At 73.9% G+C, this 22,833-nt stretch carries 15 protein-coding genes; 6 read left to right on the top strand and 9 right to left on the bottom strand.

Annotated features, from left to right (window positions below; all coding sequences use genetic code 11):
* Window positions 1-33: 33 nt before the first annotated feature.
* Genes thiI through macS form a run of 3 tightly spaced genes read right to left on the bottom strand, consistent with a single transcriptional unit; the run spans window position 34 to window position 3,059 of the window.
* Entirely contained in the window at window positions 34-1,230 is a 1,197-nt protein-coding gene (gene thiI / locus ACIBG7_RS09655; RefSeq protein WP_357924173.1) for a tRNA uracil 4-sulfurtransferase ThiI, read from the bottom strand.
* Between the two features lie 34 nt (window positions 1,231-1,264).
* Window positions 1,265-1,906, bottom strand: coding sequence for a response regulator (locus ACIBG7_RS09650; protein ID WP_397335774.1), 642 nt, complete (start codon window positions 1,904-1,906; stop codon window positions 1,265-1,267).
* A gap of 55 nt (window positions 1,907-1,961) precedes the next feature.
* Window positions 1,962-3,059, bottom strand: a complete 1,098-nt coding sequence (macS, locus tag ACIBG7_RS09645; protein ID WP_357924169.1) for a MacS family sensor histidine kinase — start codon at window positions 3,057-3,059, stop codon at window positions 1,962-1,964.
* A 122-nt stretch (window positions 3,060-3,181) separates the two neighbouring features.
* On the opposite strand from macS, the gene ACIBG7_RS09640 reads away from it, so the two are divergent.
* Window positions 3,182-3,970: an MHYT domain-containing protein gene (locus ACIBG7_RS09640; RefSeq protein ID WP_357924167.1), complete on the top strand. Its 789-nt coding sequence runs from the start codon at window positions 3,182-3,184 to the stop codon at window positions 3,968-3,970.
* Between the two features lie 63 nt (window positions 3,971-4,033).
* On the top strand, window positions 4,034-4,840 hold the full coding sequence (locus ACIBG7_RS09635; protein WP_357924166.1) for an MHYT domain-containing protein: 807 nt from the start codon (window positions 4,034-4,036) through the stop codon (window positions 4,838-4,840).
* Window positions 4,841-4,988: 148 nt separating this feature from the next.
* On the opposite strand, the gene ACIBG7_RS09630 is transcribed toward ACIBG7_RS09635, so the two are convergent.
* The gene (locus ACIBG7_RS09630; protein WP_397335773.1) at window positions 4,989-6,014 is read right to left on the bottom strand and encodes a 6-phosphofructokinase; all 1,026 of its coding nucleotides are present in this window, start codon (window positions 6,012-6,014) and stop codon (window positions 4,989-4,991) included.
* A 100-nt stretch (window positions 6,015-6,114) separates the two neighbouring features.
* Between ACIBG7_RS09630 and ACIBG7_RS09625 the strand changes: the two genes are divergently transcribed.
* Complete coding sequence (locus ACIBG7_RS09625; protein ID WP_357924162.1) at window positions 6,115-7,563, top strand: glycerol kinase; 1,449 nt, start codon at window positions 6,115-6,117, stop codon at window positions 7,561-7,563.
* A gap of 588 nt (window positions 7,564-8,151) precedes the next feature.
* Here ACIBG7_RS09625 and ACIBG7_RS09620 read toward each other — a convergent pair.
* Together ACIBG7_RS09620 and ACIBG7_RS09615 are read right to left on the bottom strand one after the other, a co-directional pair.
* Window positions 8,152-14,199, bottom strand: coding sequence for a hypothetical protein (locus ACIBG7_RS09620; protein WP_397335772.1), 6,048 nt, complete (start codon window positions 14,197-14,199; stop codon window positions 8,152-8,154).
* Between the two features lie 28 nt (window positions 14,200-14,227).
* Window positions 14,228-14,596 carry a hypothetical protein gene (locus ACIBG7_RS09615; protein WP_357924158.1) on the bottom strand — a complete coding sequence of 123 codons (369 nt, stop codon included), beginning with the start codon at window positions 14,594-14,596 and terminating at the stop codon, window positions 14,228-14,230.
* 85 nt (window positions 14,597-14,681) lie between these two features.
* Here ACIBG7_RS09615 and ACIBG7_RS09610 point away from each other — a divergent pair, with 85 nt between their 5' ends.
* Entirely contained in the window at window positions 14,682-15,413 is a 732-nt protein-coding gene (locus tag ACIBG7_RS09610; protein WP_397335771.1) for a Clp protease N-terminal domain-containing protein, read from the top strand.
* 15 nt (window positions 15,414-15,428) lie between these two features.
* On the opposite strand, the gene ACIBG7_RS09605 is transcribed toward ACIBG7_RS09610, so the two are convergent.
* Together ACIBG7_RS09605 and ACIBG7_RS09600 are read right to left on the bottom strand one after the other, a co-directional pair.
* On the bottom strand, window positions 15,429-16,763 hold the full coding sequence (locus ACIBG7_RS09605) for a N,N-dimethylformamidase beta subunit family domain-containing protein (RefSeq protein WP_397335770.1): 1,335 nt from the start codon (window positions 16,761-16,763) through the stop codon (window positions 15,429-15,431).
* Window positions 16,764-16,894: 131 nt separating this feature from the next.
* The gene (locus ACIBG7_RS09600; protein ID WP_397335769.1) at window positions 16,895-17,830 is read right to left on the bottom strand and encodes a lactonase family protein; all 936 of its coding nucleotides are present in this window, start codon (window positions 17,828-17,830) and stop codon (window positions 16,895-16,897) included.
* A gap of 22 nt (window positions 17,831-17,852) precedes the next feature.
* Here ACIBG7_RS09600 and ACIBG7_RS09595 point away from each other — a divergent pair, with 22 nt between their 5' ends.
* On the top strand, window positions 17,853-18,770 hold the full coding sequence (locus ACIBG7_RS09595; protein WP_357924151.1) for a helix-turn-helix domain-containing GNAT family N-acetyltransferase: 918 nt from the start codon (window positions 17,853-17,855) through the stop codon (window positions 18,768-18,770).
* Here ACIBG7_RS09595 and ACIBG7_RS09590 read toward each other — a convergent pair.
* Window positions 18,767-19,918: an alkaline phosphatase PhoX gene (locus ACIBG7_RS09590; RefSeq protein ID WP_397335768.1), complete on the bottom strand. Its 1,152-nt coding sequence runs from the start codon at window positions 19,916-19,918 to the stop codon at window positions 18,767-18,769. The genes ACIBG7_RS09595 and ACIBG7_RS09590 overlap by 4 nt on opposite strands.
* A 104-nt stretch (window positions 19,919-20,022) precedes the next feature.
* On the opposite strand from ACIBG7_RS09590, the gene ACIBG7_RS09585 reads away from it, so the two are divergent.
* Window positions 20,023-22,800: a P-loop NTPase fold protein gene (locus tag ACIBG7_RS09585; protein WP_397335767.1), complete on the top strand. Its 2,778-nt coding sequence runs from the start codon at window positions 20,023-20,025 to the stop codon at window positions 22,798-22,800.
* Window positions 22,801-22,833 lie beyond the last annotated feature (33 nt).

Raw genomic sequence — 22,833 nt, 5'->3', positions numbered from 1 at the left:
AGCGCGGCCGGGTGGAGTCTGCAAGGCCCAAAGTCAGATCGTGTACTCCTGGATGGAGTCGGCGAGCTGCACGGCGAGCTCCTCGGCGTCGAGCCGCTTCTCGATCACCTTGAGGTCCTCGATCTTGGCCCGGGTCTCGGCCCGCTTGGGCGCCAGCAGCGAGCAGCAGTCCTCGTCCGGCAGCTCGGAGATCTCCAGGGTGCCGATGCGCCGGGCCTCGGCCATGATCTCGGTCTTGTCCCAGCCCACCAGCGGGCGCAGGATCGGCAGGTCCACGGCCTGGTCCTGGGCGGCGATGTTGGCCAGCGTCTGGCTGGAGACCTGGCCGAGCGCGTCGCCGGTGATCAGCGCCTCGGCCTTGATCCGGTGCGCCACCTCCTCGGCGGTCTTGAGCATGAGCCGCCGCTGGGCGATCACGGCCAGCCGGTCCTGGCCGCTGTTGCGGATGGACTGCTGGGCCTTGCCGAACGGCACGACCCACAGCCGCGACTTGCCCTGGAACCGGTCGAGCTTCTTGACCAGCGCGAACGCCTTGTAGATCGACTCGGAGGTGGTGAACGGGATGCCGGAGAAGTGCAGGAAGTCGACGTGCAGGCCGCGCCGCATCATCCGGTAGGCCGCCACCGGCGAGTCGATGCCGCCGGACATCAGGATCAGCGCCCGGCCGCTGCTGCCCACCGGCAGGCCGCCCTGGCCGGGAAGGCCGTCGGTGTAGACGAAGACCTCGTCGCGGTCGACCTCCACCGAGACGGTCAGCTCGGCGTTGCGCAGGTCGACCGGAAGCCCGAACTCGTCGTTGATGGTGCCGCCGACCAGGCGGTCGAGCTCGGCCGAGGTCAGCGGGAAGCGCTTGTCGCGGCGGCGCGAACGCACCCGGAAGGTGGCGCCCCGCTTGGTCTCCTCGCGGTCGCGCACCAGCTCCAGCGCGGCCTTGACCACCGAGTCCGGGTCCTTCGCCACCCGCCAGGCGCGGTGGATCCAGATCGTGCCGGGCACGTCGGCCACCCGGGCGGCGATCGCGTCGGCGGTCTCGACCGGGGTGCCGTCCGGCAGGAAGATGGCGATCACGCCGTGCCGGACCCGGACCTCGATCCTGAGCTCGAACTCCTTCAGGGCGTGGCGGATGTTGGCGGCCAGCCGGCGTTCGAAGAGCTCACGGTTCTTGCCTTTCAGGACGAGCTCGCCCAGCTTGAGCAGAACGCATGGCTCACCCAGGGCGGACATCGTCATGGCAGGACCTTTCCTCGGGAGACAGCCCTCCAGTCTAGTCCTCGTCCAGACCTTGCTCGATCGCGTATCTGACCAGCTCGACCCGGTTGTGCAGTTGGAGCTTGTTGAGGGTGTTCTGGACGTGGTTCTGCACCGTGCGATGCGACAGCACGAGGCGGTCGGCGATCTGCTTGTAGGACAGGCCCTTGGCGACCAGGCGCAGCACCTCGGTCTCCCGGTCGGTCAGCCGCGGGCCCTCGGCGGGCGCGGGCTGGGCGGCCAGCCGGCGGTACTCCCCCAGCACCAACCCGGCCAGGCCGGGGGTGAAGACCGCGTCGCCCTCGGCGGTCCTGCGCACCGCCTCCAGGAACTCGCCGCGGTCGGCGGACTTGACCAGATAGCCTGACGCGCCCGCCTTGACCGCCTGCAGGACGTCCTCCTGCTCGGCGCTGGCCGACAGCACCAGGATGCGGGGCGGGTCGGCGAGCGCCGCCAGCGCGGTGGCCACCTCGGCGCCGGACAGGTCGGGCAACTGCAGGTCGAGCACGACCACCTGGGGACGGACCGCCTCGGCCACCCGCACCGCCTGGCGGCCCTCGCCGACCGCCGCGACCACCTCGTACCCGGCCTCGGACAGATCACGGGCCACGCCGTCGCGCCACATCGGGTGGTCGTCGACCACCATCACGCGCACCATGCGCCGAACTCTACTTCCTGAAGACTTCCTGGTACGAAGCCCCGTCGAACGCGGGTCAGCGCGGGACGGTGATCTCGATCTCGGTGCCCTGGCCGGGCGTGGAGACGATGTCCACCCGGCCGCCGAGATCGCGCACCCGGCCCACGATCGACTGGGCCACGCCGAGCCGGCCCTGGGCGCGGGCCTCGGGCAGGCGGCCGGCGGCGATGCCGGGCCCCTCGTCCCGGACGGTGACCGCGACGCCGTCCTCGGCCTCCTCGGCGAACACCCACGCCCTGGCCCCGGGGCCGCAGTGGTCGCGCACGTTGTCCAGGGCCGCGCCCACCGCCGCCGCGACCTCCTCGGCCACCCCGGTCGCCAGCACGAGCGGGGTGGCCGGCGTCGAGACGGTGACCTCGGGCGAGGCGTAGGGCAGCAGCAGGTCGCGCAGGTCGGCCGAGCCGGTGGGCTGCGGGCGGACCGCGACGAGCCGGCGCAGCGCCCGTTCCTGCTCACCGGCCAGCCGGCCCAGCTCGGCCGCCTCGCCGCCGAGTTCGAGCCCGCGCCGCTGCACCAGGGCGAGCACCTGGAGGACCGAGTCGTGGATGCCGCGCGCCAGCCGGTCGCGCTCGCGCTGGGCGGCCTCCATCTCGGCGGCGCGCTGCATCCGCGCCTCCGCCTCCTTGGCCAGCCGCGCGACGTGGCCGACGACGACGCCGGCGAGGAAGAGCAGCACCACGCCGTTGACCAGGAGCGGCACGCCGGGCACCCGCCAGCGCAGCCACACGTCGACCGCGCCCACGACGGCCGCCGCCACCGCGCCGGCGCGGCGCCCGCCGTACACCGCCCAGGCCAGGACCGGGGCGGCCACCCAGGTGGCCGGGATCGGCATGGTGCCGGGCCCGGCCTGCTGGTCCCCCTGCGCGTACGGCGTGGCCAGCAGGCAGCCGACCGTGACGAGCAGGTCGAGGCCGAGCAACGGCCAGCGGTGCAGCGAGCGGACGGAGTAGGCCCAGATCGAGGCCGCCGTCCACAGCGCCATGACGGCGATGATCGCCCAGCCGGTCAGCGGGGCGGCGTACCCGTCGTGCTGGATCAGCAGGACCACGGCGTAGGCGAGCGAGGCCACGCGGAAGACGGCGATCGCCCGCCAGAAGGGCCCTTCTATACCCATGAAACTTTCTCGCGTTTCCGACAGAGCCCTTGACAGATAGTCGAGGTATCCATGCGACCCGTCCCTCATTTCTGCCAAAATCCAGAAAGATCACTAATCAGTGCCACATAGCAAGAGGTGACATGGTTAATCATTTCATCCACGGCGCGACCACCCCGGTCCTCGCCTACGTCATGTCCTGTGTCGGCTCGATGCTCGGCCTTCGCCTGACCGCCCAGGCCCACCGGAGCAGCGGCGCCTCACGCGGGCGGTGGCTGGCCGGCGCCGCGGTCTCCATCGGCGGCACCGGCATCTGGGTCATGCACTTCATCGCCATGATGGGCTTCGACGTCGCCGGGACGGTCATCCGCTACGACGTGCCGCTGACCATCCTGTCCGCGGTGGTGGCGATCACCGTGGTCAGCGCGGGGCTGTTCCTGGTCACCCTGGGCGGCGGCCGGGTCCTGGCCCTGCTCGGCGGCGGCCTGCTCACCGGCCTGGGCGTGGCCGGCATGCACTACCTGGGCATGTACGCCATGAACATGTCCGCTCACGTCAGCTACGACCCCCTGGTCGTCGGGCTGTCGGTCGGCATCGCGGTGGTCGCCGCGACGGTCGCGCTCTGGTTCACCCTGCGGGTCAAGCGCCCGGTCTGGATCACCGTGGCCGCGCTGATCATGGGCGTCGCGGTCTGCGGCATGCACTACACCGGCATGTTCGCGATGATCGTGACCCCGCACGCGATGCCCGGCCACGTCGCCGGCGCCGACGCGCTCGACTTCCTCGTGCCTTTGATGACCTTGGTCAGCCTTGCCACCCTGACAATGTTGCTGATGGCCATCCTTTCCCCGTCAGAACGGGAACAACGCGAAGACGAGGAACTGTTGCGAAGGCTTCAGGCCCGCCGCGTGGGGACGCTCCCCCGCTGGTAAGTTGCCACTTTTGCCATTGGTCGGGAATACTCCCTTGAATTCAACCTTCAAGGGAATCCCCGCATGTCCGCCATTGATCATTTCTCCTATGGCTGGCTCACGCCCGCCCTCGCCTATCTCATGTCCAGCGCCGGCTCGATGCTCGGCCTTCTGCTCACCTCGCGCGCCCGGCTGATGAGCGTGCGCGAGGCCCGCTGGTGGCTCGTGGGCGCCGCCGTCTCCATCGGCGGCACCGGCATCTGGGTCATGCACTTCATCGCCATGATGGGCTTCGACGTCGCGGGGACCGCCATCCGCTACGACGTCCCGCTGACCATCGGCTCCGCCGTCCTGGCGGTGCTGGTGGTCGGCGCGGGGCTGTTCCTGGTCGGCCACGGCGGCACCCGCGCGGCCTACCTGCTGCCCGGCGGCGCCCTGGCCGGCCTGGGCGTGGCCGGTATGCACTACCTGGGCATGCACGCCATGAACATGTCCGCGCACGTCAGCTACGACCCGCTCGTCGTCGGGCTGTCGGTGGCCATCGCGGTGGTCGCCGCCACGGTCGCGCTCTGGTTCACCGTGCGGGTGCGCGGCGCGCTCGCCATCGGCGGAGCCGCGCTGATCATGGGCGTCGCGGTCTGCGGCATGCACTACACCGGCATGTTCGCCATGTCGGTGCACCTCTTGTCGGAACCGGCCGTCCTGCACGGCGCCCGGGCGATCGACTTCCTGCTCCCGCTCATCGTGGGCATCAGCATGATCACCGTCGGATTGCTGCTGACCGTACTGCTGTCGCCGTCGGAAAAAGAGCTCCGCGGCGACGAGGAGTTTCGCGCGCGGCTCGCCCGGCGCGACGACGGCCGCGAAAGCGGCAACCTTTTCCAGGCCTAGCCGGAAAAGGCGCGGAAATAGCAGTACGGCTTGCGCCGGTGGTGGGCCGCCGATGGTGGCGCAAGCCGTACTTGGAGGGGTTGCGCGAGGCGAACCCCGCTACGTGCGAAAAACTACGGCGGGCCGCTTGCAGCCCGCCTGCAAGCCTCTATCCGAAGAAGACCTCGGCTTCGGCGTACCGCGCCGGCGGCACGGTCTTGAGCTCGGCGGTCGCCTCGTCCAGGCCGACCCGCACGATGTCGGTGCCGCGGAGCGCGACCATCTTGCCGAAGTCGCCGTCGTGCGCGGCGTCGATGGCCTGGAGCCCGAAGCGGGTGGCCAGGACCCGGTCGAAGGCGGTCGGGGTGCCACCGCGCTGGATGTGGCCGAGCACGGTGGTGCGGGCCTCCTTGCCGGTGCGCTTCTCGATCTCCTTGGCCAGCACCTCGCCGATGCCGCCGAGCCGGACGTGGCCGAAGGCGTCGAGCTCGCCGGTCTGCACCGCCATCGTGCCCTCGATCGGGTGCGCGCCCTCGGCGACCACGATGATCGGCGAGTAGCGGGTGCGGAAGCGCGACTCGACGTACTCGCAGACCAGGTCGATGTCGAACGGCTTCTCCGGGATCAGGATGACGTTGGCGCCGCCGGCCAGGCCCGCGTGCAGCGCGATCCAGCCCGCGTGCCGGCCCATGACCTCGCAGATCAGCGCCCGGTGGTGCGACTCCGCGGTGGTGTGCAGGCGGTCGATCGCCTCGGTGGCGATGTTGACCGCGGTGTCGAAGCCGAAGGTGTAGTCGGTGCCGGACAGGTCGTTGTCGATCGTCTTGGGCACGCCGACGACGTTGACACCGCGCTCCGACAACTGGCGGGCGACACCCAGGGTGTCCTCGCCGCCGATCGCGATCAGCGCGTCGACGCCCGTGGCCGCCAGGTTGTCCTTGATCCGGTCGACCCCGCCCTCGATCTTGATCGGGTTGGTGCGGGACGAGCCCAGGATGGTCCCGCCGCGCGGCAGGATGCCGCGGACCGCCTGGATGTCCAGCGGCATGGTGTCGCCTTCGAGCGGCCCGCGCCAGCCGTCACGGAATCCGACGAACTCGTGGCCGTAAACGCTCACCCCCTTGCGCACGACAGCCCTGATCACAGCATTGAGACCGGGGCAGTCGCCGCCTCCGGTGAGCACTCCGATACGCATCGCGGGGTTCCTCCCGATGGGGTTCACGAACCAGAATCGCATTGTGCCCGCGGGTCCGGGCATTGGTCTAGACCAAAGGTGTCATAAGGAGGGCGTTTCCGTGAGCGTTTTGGCCGTGGACGCGGGGACCACCGGGGTGACCGCACTCATCGTGACCGGCGAGGGCCGGGTGGCCGCCCGGGGGTATGAGGAGTTCGCCCAGCATTTCCCCCGTCCGGGATGGGTCGAGCACGCTCCTGAGGAGATCTGGCAGGCCACCCTCGCCGCCTGCCGTACCGCTCTGGAGGCGTACGGCGAGCGGCCCGAGTGCCTGGGGCTGACCAACCAGCGTGAGACGGCCGTGTTGTGGGACCGGCGCAGCCTGGCCGCGCCGCGCCGCGCCATCGTGTGGCAGGACCGGCGCACCGCCGAGGTCTGCGACCGCCTGCGCGAGCACGAGCCGCTCGTCTCCGAAGTGACCGGGCTGCGGCTCGACCCCTATTTCACCGGCACCAAGCTGGCCTGGCTGGCCGAGCACGAGCCGGAGGTCTGGGCGGGCGTGCGCGCCGGTCGCACCGCGATCGGCACGGTCGACTCCTACCTCATCGCCCGGCTCACCGCGGGCGCGCGGCACGTGACCGACCCGTCCAACGCCTCGCGCACCCTGCTGTACGGCCTGGCCTCCGGCACCTGGGACGAGCGGATGTGCGAGCTGTTCGGCGTGCCGGCGTCGGCCCTGCCGGAGATCGTCCCGAACCACGGCCCGGTCGGCCGCACCGCGCCCGAGGCCTTCCTCGGCCTCGACCTGCCCATCACCGGCCTGGCCGGCGACCAGCAGGCGGCGTTGTTCGGCCAGACCTGCTTCTCACCCGGCGACGTCAAGTGCACCTACGGCACCGGCTCCTTCCTGCTGGTCAACACCGGCCAGGAGATCGTCCGGCCCGAGGGCGGGCTGCTCACCACGGTCGCCTGGCAGACCCCCTCCGGCGAGCGCACCTTCGCCCTGGAGGGCTCGATCTTCGTCACCGGCGCCGCCATCCAGTGGCTGCGCGACGGGCTCGGCCTGCTCGGCAGCGCCCGCGAGTCCGAGGCGATCGCCCGGACCGTCCCCGACAGCGGCGGCGTCGTCTTCGTGCCCGCCCTCACCGGCCTGGGCGCGCCGCACTGGGACCCCGAGGCGCGCGGGCTGATCACCGGCCTCACCCGGGGCGCCACCCGCGCCCACCTCGTCCGGGCCACCCTGGAGGCCATCGCCTACGAGGTGCGGGACGTGGTGTCGGCCATGCCGGCCATCTCCACCCTCAAGGCCGACGGCGGGGCCAGCGCCAACGACCTGCTCATGCAGATCCAGGCCGACGAGCTCGGCGTGCCGGTCGAGCGGCCCGAGATCCAGGAGACCACCGCCCTGGGCGCCGCCTTCCTGGCCGGGTTGGGGGCCGGGGTGTGGTCGTCCCCGGACGAACTGCGCAAGACGTGGCGCCTGGACCGCCGCTTCGAACCCGGCGCGCGGGACGAGTCGGGCTACGACCGCTGGCGCCACGCCGTCCGCCTCGCCACCACCCGCAACTGACCCCTACGCGCAACCGACCCCACCCACCCCTCGCCCCACCCACCTCTCGACCCGTCCACCACCTCGGCCCGACCGTCCGCCCTCCCATCCCACCACCCACGTGCCCAGCCGCCCTCCCAACCCATCTGCCCAACCACCCGCCCACCCCTCGGCCCAGCCACCCGCCCACCCACGTGCCCAGCCACCCGCCCACCCCTCGGCCCGACCGGCCGCCCTCCCATCCCGCCACCCACCTGCCCAGCCACCCTTCCACCCGGCGGCCCCGCCGCCCTCCCACCCTCCCGCCTCCCCGTCCTCTCGTCCCGCCACCCGCCCGCCCCGCACCCTTCCGCCCGGCACCCGCCGTCCTTCCCGCCGGACCGGACCCTCGTGCCGTCCAGCCGTCAGGGGTGCGGGAGCGGCAAGGCTGGGGTGAGCCGGGCTGGCTGGGGCCAGCCAGGCTGGGCCAGCCAGTCCGGCGCCCCCCGTCCGGCGCCCCCCGTCCGGCGCCCGCCGTCCGGCCTCGGGCGAGCCAGGCCAGGGCGGGCCAGGGTTGGGCGGGCGGACTGGGGCGGGCTGGGTAGGCCCGGGTTCTGGGCCTTCCTCCGGTCAGAGGTGCCGGGCGGCGTGCAGGGCTTCGGGGGCGAGGTCGGTGACGACGTGCAGGAGACCCGTGTGGTCGGCGTGCTGGGCCAGGGCCAGGCACAGCAGGCGGGCCGAGAGCCGAGCAGGGGCCTTCCTGGCCAGCTCCGCCAGGGCAGAGGCCCGCTCGGGAGGCCCGTCCATCGCCTCGGCGACGGCCTGGGCCCTGCCGAAGTCCCCGACCGAGGCCCACGCCCCGGCCAACGACCGCCGGGCCTCGTCCCGACTCCGACCGTACGGCAGCGCATCCACCAGCGCGGCCACCTCGGCGAGCAGGGCCAGGGCCGCCGCCTCCTCACCCCTCTGGCGCCGGGCAACGGCCAGCTCGCACAACGCCGGCACCAACGCGTCCCGTCCGTACCGCCCCCGCGCGACCGCCTCCGCCCGCTCCAGGTCCCCGACCCGCAGCCACGTCTCGAACACCTCCTGCAAGGCGTCGGGGGCACTCTCCCAGGCAGTCTCCCCCGTACCACCCGCCACCCGCTCGGCCAGCGCACGTGCCCGTGCCTGGTCGCCCGCCTCCATGGCCTCGTTCACCAGCCACCTGCGAACCTCCGTGCCGGAGTCGAAGGCCGCCTCCCCGACCGCCCGGGCCCGCTCCCGCTCACCCGCGCCCGCCCACCCCTCCAGCAGACGAACCAGATGTACGGCCTGCTCATCGGCCGCCATCCCCAGCACCAGCGCCTCCGCCCCCACCAGGTCACCGTCATCCAGCAATTCCTCGACACTCCGTGCGCGAGCTCGAACCCGACGCCCCTCGTCCAGCACCGCCGCAGCCACCGCAACCGCGGGGGCAAGCTCACGCACCACCGCCTCCAGTCCCGCCCCAAGCGGCCCGGGCTCGGGCTCCTCGGCCCCACCCTCACCGCTACGGTCACGATCACCGCCAGCTCCGGCTCCGCCGGCAAGGTCCCTATCACCGCAAGCCCGGTCTCCACGGCGATCCTCGGCCGGGGCGAACTCGGGAAGGCGGTCTCCGTCTGCGGTGGTGGGGATGGCGGAGCCGGTGGTGGGGATGGCGGAGCCGGTGGCGGGGGTAGCGGAGGCCGGGGGATTGGCGGAGGCTGTGGCGGGGGTGGCGGCGGAGGCGGTGGCCGCGCTGGAAGGGGTGGAGGCGGTGGTCGCGCTGGAAGGGGTGGAGGCGGTGGCCGCGGCGGAGGCGAGGGCTAGCCATCCTCGGACCATCTGTTCGATCGAGGCGCGGGCGGGTGGCGGCATGGCGGACCAGTGTCCCCCTGATTCCGTCCTCAGCTGCTCGAAGGTGGTCTCGGCGGCCTCGGCGAAGGTACGGGCCCGGGCGAAGTCCCCGGCGGCGGCGTGGGCCTGCGCCAGCATGGTCAGGGCCTGGATACGGTCGGTGTCGCCCACGATGCCGGTCTCGGCCAGCCGTTCCGCCCGCTCCAGCGCGCCGACCCGGATCAGCGCGTGGAAGGCGTGGATGGCGGCCGGGTCTCCCCCGCCGGTGGTCAGCCGGGCCAGCAGCGCCGATTCCACGGTCCGAGCCAGCCGGGCAGCGTGGTCGAGATCCCCCGCCGCCGCCCAGACCCGGACCGACCAGATGAGCGCCTCGGCCCGGGGGTGCAGACCACTGTACGGCGCGTCGTTCGACATACGGTGCGCGGCCGCTTCCGCCCGCTCGGCCAAGGCCCTCGCCCCACCTACCCTCGCCCCACCCGGCACCCCACCACCCGGCACCGGGGAACCCGGTACCGCACCGCCCGGCACCGCACCGCCCGGCCCCGCGGAACCAGGCACCGCGGAACCCGGCACCGCGGTGTGAGGGGTTGGGGTGGGCTCGATGCGGGGCGGCGGCTTCTCCGCTGCGGCCAAGGCGCGGGCGATCTTGACGGCCGCGAGGCTGTGTGGTGGGACGATCTCTGCCGCACGGTCCGGTTCGCCCGCCGACAGCCACCCCAGCGCCAGGTCCTCCCGAGCAGCCGACCTGCCTTCCGACTCTGGGAACAGTGACGCGATCCGTTCGGCCCGCGCCCACTCCCCCGCGGCCACGAAGGCCCCCACCAGGTCGTCGACCACGTCGGCGTCCACGCCCTCATCCGCATCGGTATCCGCGTCGCCGTCCATGCCGCCGTCCATGCCGCCGTCCATGCCGCCGTCCATGCCGCCGTCCACGTCGGCTGGCACGTCTGTAGCGACCGGATCAGCGGCGCCCCCAGGGACCTCCGCCGCGGACTCCCGGGCGTCCCCCGTGTCGTCCTCCCCTCCCGGTTCCCCGGCAGCCGCGCTGACGGCTTCGGCCAAGATCCTCAAGGACTCCTCGGCGCGGTCGGGCAGGCCGGCGGCCAGCCAGGCCTGGGCGACGCTCGACTGGAGGCCGAGCAGGAGGTCGGCCCGCAGGTAGGCCAGGGCGAAGCCCTCGACCTCCTCGGCACAGGCGCGAGCGGCCTCCGGGTCACCGAGCTCGTGATGAACCCGCGCCAGGTCGGTGGTCAACCAGAGTCGGTCCCAGAGGCCGGCGACCAGGCCGGTGGTCCAGAAGGCGGGCCCGGCGTGCGCGAGCGCCTCGTCCCGGTCACCGGCCGCCGCCCAGAGCAGCGCCGTCCGGATCTCGGCCCGCGCCAGCACCTCCGGGTCGAGGATCGAGCCGGCGGCGCTCTCGGCCGCCTCGGCCAGCGCCTGGAAGGCCTCCGGGTCGTCGGCGTCCGCCATCGGCCCCATGATCCCGATCAGCGTCCTCGCCCGGTCGGCGGCGCCGCCGATGGCGTTGGCCACGACGGCCGCGTCTCCCAGCCACCCGGCGTCCCGCATCCGAGCGGCCAGTCCGGCCAGCGCCGCGGTCTGCTCGCGGGGGTCGGGGATGTCGTAGGCCGCGTCGAAGGCCGGCTGGGTGACGGCGATGACCCGCTCGTCGATCCCCGACAGGACGGCCTCGCCGTACAGCCGGCTCAACGTCGCGCTGCGCGTGCCGGGGTCGGGGATCTTCGCCGCGACCGCCGCGGCCTCCTCCGCCAGCCCCAGTTGATCGAGCACCCCGGCCAGCGTCTCCAACAGGTCGCCGCGCTCGGCCGGGTGGTCGAGCGCGTCGCCGAGCTCCCCGGCGAGCCGCCCGCAGGCGGCGGCCCGGTCGGGTTCACCGAGCGCGTGCCAGACGGGCATCAGCGTGGCCGTGTCGACACCGCGCGCCCATGGGCTTCCCTCGGAGGCCGCCAGCAGGTCCTCGGCCTGTTCGGCGGTACGGCGGGCGGCCTCGGTGTCACCGGCGTGCACGAGCGCCTCGGCGCGGGCGGCCAGCAGGGCGGCCTCGTCCCACTGCTCGGCCGACTCCTCCAGCACGGCCAGCGCCCGTTCCGCCCACGCCCGGCGGTGTTCCTCCGGAACCTGCTTCGTCAGATCCAGGAGCAGCGCGACCCGCCCACCCGGCGGTTCCGGCTCGAGCAGCGCGGCGGCGCGGTCGGCGGCGCCCGCCGAAACGAGCGCCCTGGCGAGCGGGAGGAGTGCGTCGCCGCGCCGGGCGGGGTCGGCGAGCTCGCGGAAGACCGATTCCGCCAGGCCGGGCTCCGCCTCGTCGATCAGCCGGTAGGTGAGCCAGTGCAGCGCGTCGTCCCGTCGCCGCGCGCCGGCGACGGCCCGTCCGGCGGCGCACGCCTCCGCGTACTCACCGCTCGCGAGGTGGATCTCGGCCAGGACGATCCGGACCTCGTCGAGATGGGCCGGTTCCTCGACCAGGGCCGGCAGATCGCGCAGCCGTTCGTTCTCGCCCAGGTCGGCCAGGACCCACATCAGGTCGAGCAGCGGGCCGGGCCCGCGCATCGGGTCGCCCTCCCGCAGGTTGGCCAGCGCGCCCTCCAGGGCGGGTGCGATGAGCCGCCGGGCGCCCGCCGGGTCACCCAGGCCGATCAGGGCGCGCATCAGCTGGTTGAGCGCGGGCGCCACCCAGGCGTACAGGAAGCCGTCGGCATAGGTCTCGGCGGCCTCGAACCTGATCCGCGCGACCTCCTCGGCGTCGCCGAGCGCGTGCTGGAGCGGCAGGAGCCGCGCCAGCGCGGAGATCCGCAGGTAGGCCCCGCGGCCGAGCGCCTCGATCCGGCCGGCGAGCCGCCGCGCCTGTTCCGGCTCTCCCCCGGCCAGCAGCGCTTCGGCGAGGTCGGCCAGCAGGCCGATCCGCTCGGCGCTCTCCTCCTCGCGGATCTGGTCCTCCGGCCGCGTGGTGAGGTAGGCGGCCGCCCAGCGGGCCAGTTCGCGGGCCTCCTCCGCCCGCCCGGCGGCCCGCAGCGCGCGGGCCAGGCCGGTCAGCGCCGGCATCGCCAACCCGCCCTCGTCGACCAGCAGCGCCGAAGCGGGCGCGTCCGGGTCCCGGTCGGCGATCGAGCGCAGGGCCGCGCCCGCACGGTCCAGCTCGCCGGCGGCCAGGAACGCCTCACCCAGGGCCAGGCGGAGGTGCCGTAGCGCGCCGAAAGGGGTGGCGACCAGCGCCTCGGCGCGTTCGTACGCACCGGCCGCGACGAGCGCCTTGATCAGTTCCGGTCCTGCTCTCCGCTCCCGCCAGGCGAACTCCTCGGCGGTGCCGAGGTCGCCGCTCTCCGCCAGCGCCTCCGACAGCTCGCCGTACGCCTGCCTGACGGGGTCGTCGTACTGGTGCATCGGGATGAGCGAGCGGGCGAGGGTCTCCGCGCGGGTCAGGTGGCCGGCGGCGGCCCAGATCAGCGGGAGGCGAGGCGGCAGGCCGGCGCTGCGCCCGTAGAGGCGGCGCCGGGCGGCGGCCAGGTCGAGCGCCGCCGCGACGTCCGGGTCCTCCTGGGCGCACACGAAGCTCTGGGCCAGGGCGAGGTCGGCGTAGGCGACGGCGTCACCGCCGCTGACGTCGAGCATCCGGTCGAGCCTGGCGCCGTCGGTCGCGTAGGTCACCATGCGCGGCAGATCGCCCTGGCTGTGCAGGAGCCGGAAGTAGCCGCGCAGCAGGTACTCCGGGGTGCCTTCCGGCCAGCCGAGCTCGCGGTGCCGGTCGGCCCAGGCGTGCAGGAGCTCGCGGTAGCGGGCCTGTTCGGCCGCGCTGAGGTTGGCGAGGGCGGCCTGCTGCAGTTCCTCGTGGGCGAGGGTGTAGACCTCGGCGGGCACCCAGCGGCCGGTCCGGCTCTGGAAGGTACGGCCCGCCACCGCGCGCAGGCGCCGGCGGACGACGGGTTCCGGCAGGTCAGCCAGCTCGGCCAAATCGCGGCTGCTCAGGCCGCCGCCCGCGGTCGCGACCAGGCCGACGAGGTCGTGCTCGGGCCCGTCGGTGTCGAGCAGCCGCCACAGCTCGCGCTCGGCGTCGTCCCGGACGGCTCTCGCCTCGGCCGAGGTGCTCAGCGGCCGGACGATCCCTGGATCGCGCAGCGGATGCCAGGCGGGCACGTCCTGCGGCACGGGCGGGCTCGGCCGTCCGGCCACCACCACCCGCACGCCGGGCGGCAGGCTCGCCGGGAGCAGGGCGGCGATGCTGTAGGCGTCGGCGCCGGCGGTCACGCCCCGGTCCTCGTCCAGGCCGTCGACCACGAGGACGAGCCGGTGTCCCGACTGCGAGCAGGCCGCCGCGGCCTCGTCCAGGGCCTGGTTGAGCTGCCCCACCCACATCGCCTCCGACAGCGGGGCAGGCATCGGCTCCCCGGCGAGCTCGGCGAGCTGCTCGACCACCACCGGCAGGAAGCCGGCCCGGTCGCTGTTGCCGGGCAGGCGGGCGGTGACGAAGAAGGACACGATCTTGACCCCGGCCGGAGGGTGCTGCACGAACCAGGCCATCAGCGCCGACTTGCCCGCCCAGGCCGGGCCCTGCCACCAGGCGTAGGACGGGCCTTCCGGCGCGGTGCAGAATCGGGCCAGCTCGGCCAGTTCGGCCTCACGTCCGATGAGCTCGCCGGGGAAGAGCTGCTTGACCTGGAAGGGGTAGGCTGAGCGGGCGGGTCTGGGCGGCGGGGACTGGTAGATGTGCGCCGCCCCGGATACGGCTATGCCACCGCGATCGGCGTACGCGTCGCCGGTGTTCTTGACCGTCACCTTCTGCGGAGGAGGTTCAGCGGTCACGCGTTCCCCTCCTCGGGTGCGTCCTCACTCAGTCCAGCCGGGCGCCGGTGCCGGCTTCCCCGCCGTCGGAGGCCTCGGCGTCTCCGGTGTCCGTCACCCGGATGTCGTCCGGCAGCGCGGTCCCGGACGCGGTCAGCCCGGTGTTCGCCAAGGCCCCGGGGCCGGTGGCGGTCGCGTTGCCCGTCTTGCGAACGTGCACGGCCTTGCCGCGCGTCGCGGCCTGGTCGCGCCGGGGCAGCCCCGCCCACACCGCGACTCCCACCGCCGCCACGCCGGCCAGCGCGGACAGCCCGGTCGCGATCTTGTCCGCGTCGTCCCAGCGCAGCACGGTGAGCACGACCGCGAGCACGGCCACCACTCCTGCGGTCGCCAGGATCGCCACCCGTCGTCCATCCACCCCCGCATCATCCTGGCCGTCCGCGCCGCCGTCCAGCGTCAACTCGGGGTTGACGATCCAGCGATCGTCAACCTATGGTTGACGCATGGAAGCCAACGTGAAACTGGACGACCTCATCCAGGCGATCAAAAGGCGTGAAACCGACCCCCTCAGCCAGTTGTCCGACGCCGTGTCCCTCGGGGAACACCTCGGCGAGGTGGCCGATCACCTGATCGGGCACTTCGTCGACCAGGCCCGGCACGCGGGCGCGTCCTGGACCGACATCGGGCGCAGCATGGGCGTGACCAAGCAGGCGGCGCAGAAGCGGTTCGTGCCCAAGGAGGGCGCCTCGCTCGCCGACGAGCTGCAGACCTACTCGCGCTTCACCGACCGGGCCCGGCACGTGGTCGTGCAGGCCCAGGAGGAGGCGCGGGCCTCGGGGCACGGGCACATCGAGCCCGAGCACCTCATCCTGGGCCTGCTGGCCGAGCCGGAGGGGATCGCCGCCCGGGTGATGGCCACGCTGGGCGCGCCGGACGAGCTGGTACGGCAGGTCGTCACCAACTGCCTGCGGCCGGGGACGGCCGAGGGGCTGTCGGCGCAGTTGCCGTTCGCGGCGCAGAGCAAGAAGGCGCTGGAGCTGTCCATGCGGCACGCGCTGCGCCTCGGGCACAACTACATCGGGACGGAGCACCTGCTGCTCGGGGTGCTGCACCTCGGTGACGGGGTGCCCGGCGTGGTGGCGCTGGAGGAGCTCGGGGTGACCCGGGCGGCCGCGGAGAAGGAGATCCAGCGGGAGCTGGCCGAGGTCATCCGCCGGCTCAGCGACCCCTCCTGATCCCCGTTCCCGCTCTCACGCGGGATCGGTGAAGCGGCGCAGCAGGTTGACGGTGGCGCGGCGGGTGAAGGCGGCCGCGGCGGCGGTCACCCCGTGGCCGCAGGCCGCGCCGCGCAGCCCGCAGACCCAGCGCATCGTCCCCGAGGCGAAGACCATGGCCCCGCTGGGCGCGGTGTAGAGGGTGGAGTGCGCGACCGTCCTACGGCCGCCGCAGTTGACCGGCGACTCGGCGAGGATCTCCACCCCCGGCGGCGAGCCGGGGGACACCTTGTCGGTCTCGACCCCGGCCAGGCCGGGGAAACGGGTGCCCTCGGTGCCCTCGAAGAGCCAGTGCCGGGGCCGCTTGACGACGTAGGCCGCCTCGGCCGGGAAGCAGTCGTACATCTGCCCCACCAGCGAGCTCTCCGGCTTGACCGAGCGCCACAGCCGGCACCGGACGGCCTTGTCGCACTCCACCACCCGCCCCCGCACCGCGATCCGCCAGTAGACCGCGTTGGCGCCGAGGAAGGCCAGGTGGGTGCCGCGGTCGCGGGCCTTGGTGACGGTGGAGCGCATGACCGGCGACCAGTACTCGTCGTGGCCGAGCGAGACGACCGCGGTGGCGCCGTCCAGGCTGCCGGGGACCAGGTCGAGGTCGGTCAGGTAGGCCACGGGCACGCCTTCGGCCTCGGCCAGGGCGATGGCGTCCCGCTCGAAGTCGAGGAAGAGCCGGGCGCCGGAACGGTCGTAGGGCCGGTCGAAGGTGACGGCCGGGGAGCGGTCCCCGAACCCGCCTGGCCCCTTGTACAGGCTCCGGCCGCCCCACAGGTTGTAGGCCTGCCAGGTGGTCACCGCGTTGATCATCACGACCCGGCCGCGCGTGACGGCCGAGCGCACGGTGATCGGCACGAACGACTGGCCCTTGGCCGACTCCAGCCGGACCAGGTAGGCGCCCTCGGGCCAGCCGGTGGTGTCCACGGTGAGCGACGGCTTCCAGTGGGCCGCGCTCACCATGCCGCCGCTCAGCCGGGCGGGCGCCTGCCGTACCGCGGGCACCGGGTCGGAGCGCCAGACCCGGGTCACCCGGCCGCCCATGCGGAAGGCGGTCGCGGTGAAGCTCGGCGCGCGGGTGGAGACCCGCAGGGCGAAGCGCTCGCCGGGCAGGACGCTGACGTGGTCGGCGTAGCCTTCGATGCCGCCCGGCCGGGTCAGCCGCCAGGCGGACTCGGCGACGACCTCCGGCGGCGCCGCCTCGCGCACCGGCGGGCGGGGCCGGTCCGGCGCGACCGGGGCGGTGGGGACGACGGCCGAGCAGCCCGCGGCGGGCAGGGCGGCGAGCAACACCAGGGACAGCAGCAGGGCGGGACGCACGCCCGCATCCTCACGCGCGTCCTGGCCGCGGGCCGCCGCCTTGGCACGACCCTGCCCGGGCCATGGCCTTACCTGTGCCGGCGCACGCGGCCGAGCCGATCAGCCGATCAGCCAATCAGCCGGTCAGCCCGTCAGCCGATCAGAACGCAGGCCACGCCCTCGGCCGCGAGCGACTGCCCGGCCGGCGCGGGGATCCCGTCCTTGAGCGTCAGTACGGCCAGCGTCCCGGAGTTCTGGTTGGCGACGAACATCCGGTCCCCGTCGAGGGCGAAGTGCCGCGGCCAGTCCCCTTCGGCCGGCACCTCGGCGACCGGTTCGAGCGAGCGCGTGAAGACCGACACGGTGTTGGGCCCCCGGTTGGCCACGTACACCAGGTCCCCGGCGACCTCCAGGTGGGAGGGGTAGTTGACCCCGTCGTGCCCGCTGGCCGGCACGGAGCCGAGCAGTTCCCAGGTGGCCGCGTCGTAGGCGTGCACCCGGGCGTCGAGCTCACCGGCGAGGAAGCACACGCCGCCGGCGAAGAACAGGTGCCGCGGGCCGGTCCCGGGCGCGAGCCGTACCGGGTCGAGGCTCTCCCCGGCCGGGGTGTAGCGGCGGATCTCGTCGGTGCCCAGGTCGCTGACGTACAGCACGTCGTCGTGGAAGACGGTCTGGTGCGCGTGCGAGCCCTCCTGCCGGTCGGCGACCGGCCCGCCGCCCCGGTGGGTGAGCACGATCGGGTCGCCGGTGAAGCGGCCGTCGGCGGCGAGGTGGTGCAGGCTGACCGTGCCGTCGCCGTAGTTGGCCACGGCCAGCACCCGCCCGCCGGGGTGGACGGCGAGGTGGCAGGGGTGGGAGCCCTCGGTGGGCCGCTCGTCCAGGGGGCTGAGCCGGGCGCCGTCGCGGGTGAAGGCGCGCAGCACCCCCTGCTCCTGCTCGCCGACGGCGTAGAGCACGCCGAGGCCGGGGTGGAGGGCCAGGAACGAGGAGGCGGGGGCGGCGGCCTCGGCCAGCGGGGCCGGCGTCTCGCTCAGCGTGCGGATCGCGGGGCCGTACCCGCCTAGGTAGAGGTGCTTCACAAACCGCATCCTCTCATGCTTGACTATGGCAATGGATTCGTTGACAGAAGCAAGGGTTGGCGAGGTCCGGGCGTTCAACCGCTTCTACACCCGGATCAGCGGGCTGCTGCAGAGCGGCCTGCTCGACTCGCCCTACTCGCTGACCGAGGTCAGGGTGCTGTTCGAGGTGGCCGCGGCGGGCGAGCTGGAGACCGGTGAGCTGCGCCGGCTGCTCGGGCTGGACGCGGGCTACCTCAGCCGCATCCTGACCCGGTTCGAGACGGCCGGCCTGGTGACCAAGGAACGTTCGGCCGCCGACGCGCGCAAGCACGTGCTGCGGCTGACCCCCGCCGGGTCCGACTACTTCGGCGAGCTCGACCGCCGCTCGGCGCAGCAGGTCGCCGAGATGCTCGCGAGCCTGCCGCCGGACGGCCAGGACCGCCTGGTCGAGGGCATGGCGGCGATCCGCGGGGCGCTGGAGCCGGGCGGGCGGCGCGAGCCGTACGTGATCAGGGCGCCGAGGACGGGCGACCTGGGCTGGGTGGTGCAGCGGCACGGCGAGCTGTACGCGGCCGAGCAGGGCTGGGGCATGGCCTTCGAGAAGACCGTGGCGGGCATTTGCGCGGAGTTCGACCCGGACGAGGACGCCGGGTGGATCGCCGAGGCCGGCGGGCGGCGGGTCGGCTGCGTGTTCTGCTACCACCGCGACCCCGACACCGCGCAACTGCGCATGCTGCTGGTCGAGCCGTCGGCGCGCGGGCTGGGCCTGGGCGGGCGGCTGGTCGAGGAGTGCCTGCGGCACACCCGCGAGCGCGGCTACCGGCGGGTGATGCTGTGGACGCGTGACTGCCTGGCCGGGGCCCGCCGCATCTACCAGGCGGCCGGGTTCGAGCTGGAGTCGCAGAACCAGGGCGTGGAGAACGGCGTCCCGGTGGTCGAGCAGTTCTGGAGCATGGAACTGAAGCGCTAGCGGAACGGGCCGGTCACCTCGAAGGTGTGGCCGTCGGTCCCGGCCCGCGCGCCGGTGCGGCCCCGCTGGGAGGAGAAGTACAGCCGCCGCCCGTCCGGCGAGAAGGCCGGCCCGGTGATCTCGGAGCGCGCGTGGCCGTCCAGGCGCAGGAACGGCTCGACGGTGCGCTGCGGGGTGATCAGGTTGATCTCCATGTTGCCGCCGTCCTCGGCGACGTACAGGTCGCCGGTGGCCGCGCCGGTGAGGTTGTCCACACCGCTGAGCGGCGCCTTGGCGTCGTACAGCACGCGCAGGGCGCCGGCGCGGGCGTCGTAGGCCCACACCTTGTTGTCGTGCTTGGTGGTGAAGTAGCACACCCCGGCGGCGTAGTGGCAGCCCTCTCCCCCGGCGAAGCGGGTGGCCTCGGGGACCTGGTGGCGGGTGGCCTTGATCAGGGCGGCCGGTTGCGGCACCCGCTTCCAGGTCACCCGGTCGCCGGTGCCGCAGAGCACCTCCAGCCGGCCCTCGGTCAGGTCGCCCCAGTCGGTCGGGCGGAACCGGTAGAAGCAGCCGTCCGGCTCGTCCTCGGTGAGGTAGACGACCTCGTTCTCCGGGTCGCAGGCGGCGGCCTCGTGCTGGAAGCGGCCCATCGCCAGCCGGGGACGGGCCGAGCGCTCGCCGTAGGGGTCGCACTCGAAGACCCGGCCGCGGGGCGTCTCCTCGCACGACAGCCAGGTGTTCCAGGGCGTCGCGCCGCCGGCGCAGTTGAGCGTGGAGCCGGACAGGATCCGGTAGGCGTCGCGGACGGTGCCGTCGGCGGCGAAGCGCAGCGCCGAGGCGCCGCCCACGAGGGGCACCTCGGAGTTGGAGACGTAGATCCAGCCCTCGCCGTCGGGGAAGCACGCGCCGCCGTCGGGCGCGGGGTGCCAGGCCAGGCCCGCCACCCGGCGTCCGGTGCGCGCGATCACCCGGCCGGTGAAGCCCGCCGGCAGCGCCAGCCCGTCGGCGTTCGGCGCCTGGAGCGGGCCGTAGGTGGCGGGGGCGGCGGAGACCAGGGGCCGCCCCGGTCCTTCGGCGGGCGTCAGGGGCCGGCCGGCCGCCTCGCACCGCCAGAGGGAGCCGGTGAGCGCGGCGAGGGCACCATTGCGGAGGAGAGTTCTGCGCAACATGGGGACCATCCGACCTGAACGAGATGAATGAAGCTGCCGGGCGACGTCAAACTCTCTGCAAACGCTACGCCGCTGCCCGCTGCGATTCGGCACATTCCTCGCTCATGACTGCGGCTGTGAAGCTGGCCCCCCGGATCGTCTCGCGCCGGGCGCTGGTGTTCCTCGACGGCGAGGCGGCCCGGTTCGCCCACGCCCTGCGCGTGTCCGGTTTCGAGGTGACCATCGACCCGGGCGAGGACCCCCGGCCCGTGCTCGACCGCTTCCTGGCCGCCGCGGAACCGGGCGAGCTGCTGCTGATCCGCTGGCCGTCCGGGGCCGGCTGGGGACCGACCGCGTTCACCAAGCTGATCATGGACTTCGGCCGGGAGGTGGCCGCCTCCGGGGCCACCGCGCTGCTGCTCGTGGTCGACTTCGGGTGGATCGTGCGCAGCGACCCCGCCGACCCCGGCGGCGCGGCCCGGCTCAACGTGCCCGGCGACCCGCCGGTCGCCGCCGCGGCCCTGACCGCCTCGCTGTCGGCCGCGCCCGGCGGGCCGCAACCGCCCGGCGCGGCCCCCTCGCTGACCGGCGTCCTCGCCGACGGCCTGCTCGCCGCCGGCGGGCCGCTCACCGTCCAGGAGCTGTACGGCCTGGCCCGGCGGCACTTCGAGCGGCTCGGCTCCGACCTGTCGCCGATGTTGTTCAGCCACGGCGACATCGAGGAGGTCGAGGTGCGCGACGGCCTCAGCGACCCCGGCCGCGCCGGCGCGAGCCTCGACACGGCGGCGCGGAAGCTCGCCGAGGCGGGCGAGGAGGTGCCCGGCACCGCCGGCGAGATCGTGGCCCGGCTCTACGACCTGCACCTCGGCTCCGAGGCGCAGTGCCTGCTGCGCCGGGCCGGGCTGCTGCCGGGCGAGCTCACCCGCGAGGCCGCCGCCCTGCTCGGCTGCCCGGGCGGCTACGCCGAGCTGGAGGCGTGGGGGCTGACCGGCCCGGCGCACCCGGCGGTGCGCGAGGCGGGCCTCGCCCTGCTCGACGCCGCCGAGGCCGCCCTGGTCTCCGGCCTGCTGCGGCGGCAGAAGGCGCACGCCCGGCCGGCCCCGCCGCGCACCCGGCTCACGCCCGACCGGTGGACCCTCGACGACCGGCTCGGCCACCGGGTGTACGCCGAGGCCATCGCCGCCTTCATCCGCCACCCGGACACCGCGCCGCCGCTGACCATCGGCATCAAGGGGCCGTGGGGGGCGGGCAAGACCTCGCTGATGCGGATGGTGCGCGAGCTGCTCGACCCCGGCTCGGCCGCCACGCTCAAGCTGGCCGCGGCCGCCACCGAGGTGACCAACGCCGAGGTGCTGGGGCGGTTGCGCGAGGGCGGCGTGCCGTACGAGCGGGCCGAGGCGGTGGCCGGCTCGGGCTGGCGGCCGACGGTGTGGTTCAACCCCTGGATGTACCAGAACGGCGAGCAGGTCTGGGCCGGGCTGGCGCACGAGCTGATCAGCCAGATCACCGGCCGGATGTCGCGCACCGACCGCGAGCGCTTCTGGCTGGAGCTCAACCTGTCGCGCATCGACCGGGAGGCGGTGCGGCGGCGGCTGTACCGGCTGGCCTTCACCCGGCTCCTGCCGGTCGCGCTCGGCCTGGTCTTCACCCTCGTGCTGGCCGGGGCCGCCTGGGCGGCCTCCTCGATGCTGCCCTGGCTGTCGGACGCCGCCGCGGCCATCGCCTCGGCGGGCTGCCTGGCCTCGCTCGCGGCGGGGACCGTACGGCTGGGCCGCTTCTTCGCCGAGGGCGCGGGCGGGGCGTTCGGCACCCTGGTCAACCAGCCCGACCCCTTCCTGCAGAGCGGCGTGCTGCCCGAGCACGCCTACGGCGACAAGGCCGGCTTCCTGCACCTGGTGCAGACCGACATGCGCCGGGTGCTCGGGCTGGTGGCGACCGAGGAGCGGCCCCTGGTGGTCTTCGTGGACGACCTGGACCGCTGCTCCTCCAGCACCGTCGCCCAGGTCATCGAGGCGATCAACCTGTTCCTGGCCGGCGAGTTCCCCAACTGCGTCTTCGTGCTGGCCATGGAGCCGGAGATGGTCGCCGCGCACGTCCAGGTGGCCTACCGGCAGCTCCTGACCGAGAGCATCGGCTGGCGCTTCCTGGAGAAGATCGTCCAGCTTCCGCTGAGCGTGCCCCTGCTGGACGACGAGGAGCGGCTGCCGGCGTACGTGCGCGCCCTGCTCGGCGTCCCGGAGGAGCCCCTGGACGCCCCAGCGCTCGCGCCCCCGCCACGGGCGGCCGTGCCGGCGCAGGTCGCGCGCGGCAAGCTCGCCGCGGGCCGGACCGTCGCCGACCCGGGCATCGTGGAGGAGCTGGAGCGGCTGATCCGCGAGCAGCGGCCCTCGGTCGACGGCCTGGACGAGGCGGCCGAGCGCGCCCAGGCCTCACTCGGCTTCGCCGGGCGCAACGGGCGGCTGACCGAGCCGGCCCGGGTGGCCGCCGACCGCGTCTTCGCCGACCTCTACCGCGACGAGAACGCCTGCCGGGCGATCGAGGCGGCGCTGCCCGCGCTGGGCCTGCGCAATCCACGCGAGGTCAAGCGCTACCTCAACGTCTTCCGGTTCTACTCCTTCGTCACCTACCGCCGGGCGCAGTCGGGGCGGCCCCGGGCGAGCGACGCCGAGGTCGCCAAGCTGGCGGCGCTCACCATCCGCTGGCCGCACCTGCTGTCGACGCTGACCCGCGAGTCCCATCCCGGCGCGACGCTGCTCGACCGGCTGGAGGCGGCGGCCCAGCGGGGCGACGGCGACACCTGGGTGCGCGCGCTGCTGGAGGCCGGGCTCCAGGGCGAGGAGGAGCTGCGGCAGTTCCTGGCCACCCGGCCGCTGATCGCCCGGCTGGCGGCCGAACTGCTCTAGACGCGCGAAAGCCGGGGCTCACGACCCCGGCTC

Origin of the sequence: Nonomuraea sp. NPDC050328, from assembly GCF_044459405.1 — a bacterium.
GTDB lineage: Bacteria > Actinomycetota > Actinomycetes > Streptosporangiales > Streptosporangiaceae > Nonomuraea.
The sequence above is the reverse complement of the archived record's forward strand: the minus strand, read 5'-3'. Positions and strand labels throughout refer to the sequence as shown.

Excerpts from the sequence above, each read along its gene's own strand:
- ACIBG7_RS09640 (WP_357924167.1), top strand. The coding sequence starts at position 3,182 with ATGGTTAATCATTTCATCCACGGCGCGACCACCCCGGTCCTCGCCTAC.
- thiI (WP_357924173.1), bottom strand. The coding sequence starts at position 1,230 with ATGACGATGTCCGCCCTGGGTGAGCCATGCGTTCTGCTCAAGCTGGGC.
- ACIBG7_RS09630 (WP_397335773.1), bottom strand. The coding sequence starts at position 6,014 with ATGCGTATCGGAGTGCTCACCGGAGGCGGCGACTGCCCCGGTCTCAAT.
- ACIBG7_RS09600 (WP_397335769.1), bottom strand. The coding sequence starts at position 17,830 with ATGCGGTTTGTGAAGCACCTCTACCTAGGCGGGTACGGCCCCGCGATC.
- ACIBG7_RS09590 (WP_397335768.1), bottom strand. The coding sequence starts at position 19,918 with ATGTTGCGCAGAACTCTCCTCCGCAATGGTGCCCTCGCCGCGCTCACC.
- ACIBG7_RS09610 (WP_397335771.1), top strand. The coding sequence starts at position 14,682 with ATGGAAGCCAACGTGAAACTGGACGACCTCATCCAGGCGATCAAAAGG.
- ACIBG7_RS09650 (WP_397335774.1), bottom strand. The coding sequence starts at position 1,906 with ATGGTGCGCGTGATGGTGGTCGACGACCACCCGATGTGGCGCGACGGC.
- ACIBG7_RS09585 (WP_397335767.1), top strand. The coding sequence starts at position 20,023 with ATGACTGCGGCTGTGAAGCTGGCCCCCCGGATCGTCTCGCGCCGGGCG.
- ACIBG7_RS09635 (WP_357924166.1), top strand. The coding sequence starts at position 4,034 with ATGTCCGCCATTGATCATTTCTCCTATGGCTGGCTCACGCCCGCCCTC.
- macS (WP_357924169.1), bottom strand. The coding sequence starts at position 3,059 with ATGGGTATAGAAGGGCCCTTCTGGCGGGCGATCGCCGTCTTCCGCGTG.
- ACIBG7_RS09595 (WP_357924151.1), top strand. The coding sequence starts at position 17,853 with ATGGATTCGTTGACAGAAGCAAGGGTTGGCGAGGTCCGGGCGTTCAAC.